Genomic DNA, 1,319 nt, shown 5'->3' with positions numbered 1-1,319 from the left:
CGTGCGATACACGTACGACACCCGCTACTTCAACGACACGTGGGAGGGGCTTCCCACCGATGGCTACACCGCGTGGCTGGAGCGGATGGCCGATCACCCCAACATCGAGGTCGCGCTCGACGTCGACTACTTCGACGGGTCGCAGCCGCTGAACAAGAAGGCCACCGTCGGCCAGCTGCCGATCGTCTACACCGGGCCCGTCGACCGCTACTTCGACTACAACGAAGGCGCTCTCAGCTGGCGCACGCTCGACTTCGAGCAGGAGGTGCTGAACATCGGCGACTTCCAGGGCACGAGCGTCATGAACTACCCGGACATGGACGTGCCGTACACGCGCATCCACGAGTTCAAGCACTTCCACCCGGAGCGCAAGGACGTCTACGAGTCCGACAAGACGGTCATCATGCGCGAGTTCTCGCGATTCGCGAACCGCGAGGACGAGCCGTACTACCCGGTGAACACCCCGACCGATCGCGAGGGCCTGCTGGCCTACCGCGAGCTCGCGAAGGGCGAGGCGGGAGTCCACTTCGGCGGACGCCTCGGCACCTACCAGTACCTCGACATGCACATGGCGATCGGCTCGGCGCTGTCGCTGTGGAACAACTCGCTCTCGTAGACTCGACACTGTGAGTCACGCTGCTGTCGGGGCGCCCGGGACGCCCCGGCGCTATCTGCATTCCCTGTGGCTGCTGTCTGCCCGCGACCTGAAGGTCCGGTACTCGACGAGCCTCCTGGGGTACCTGTGGTCGGTGCTGGATCCGCTCGTGATGAGCGCGATCTACTGGTTCGTCTTCACGCAGATCTTCAGCCGCGACGTGGGCGAGGAACCGTACATCGTCTTCCTGATCAGCGCGCTGCTGCCCTGGGTGTGGTTCAACGCCTCGGTCTCCGACTTCACGCGTGCCTTCAAGAAGGACGCGCGTCTGGTGAGATCCACGGCGATCCCGCGGTCGATCTGGGTCAACAGGATCGTGCTCAGCAAGGGGATGGAGTATCTGTTCTCCCTGCCGGTGCTGGCCGCCTTCGTGATCATCAACCTGATCGTCGAACAGGATCCCGCTCAGACCGTCCAGGTCGGGTGGGGCATCCTGTGGATGCCGGTGGCGATGTTCCTGCAGACCGTGCTGCTCGTGGGCCTCGGGCTCCTCGTCGCGCCGCTGTGCGTTCTCTATGTCGACCTCGAGCGCACCACGGCCCTGATCCTTCGCGCGATGTTCTACGCCACGCCCATCATCTACAACGTCACCGACCTGCCCGGTCTCTTCCAGACGCTGGGGGCGTTCAATCCGCTCGCGGGGATCTTCATGCTGTACCGGATG

2 protein-coding genes are annotated in these 1,319 nt (G+C 64.0%); both read left to right on the top strand.

The genetic code is table 11. The features are described from left to right. Positions 1 to 616: UDP-galactopyranose mutase (locus J7E68_RS18465; RefSeq protein WP_285225681.1), on the top strand; the 616-nt coding region annotated here is incomplete at its 5' end. Positions 617 to 626: 10 nt separating this feature from the next. Further along, positions 627 to 1,319: ABC transporter permease (locus tag J7E68_RS18460; RefSeq protein ID WP_215174996.1), on the top strand; the 693-nt coding region annotated here is incomplete at its 3' end.

Source organism: Microbacterium sp. ISL-103, assembly GCF_018613995.1.
Taxonomy (GTDB): domain Bacteria; phylum Actinomycetota; class Actinomycetes; order Actinomycetales; family Microbacteriaceae; genus Microbacterium.
This window is presented reverse-complemented; position numbering and strand designations above follow the sequence as displayed.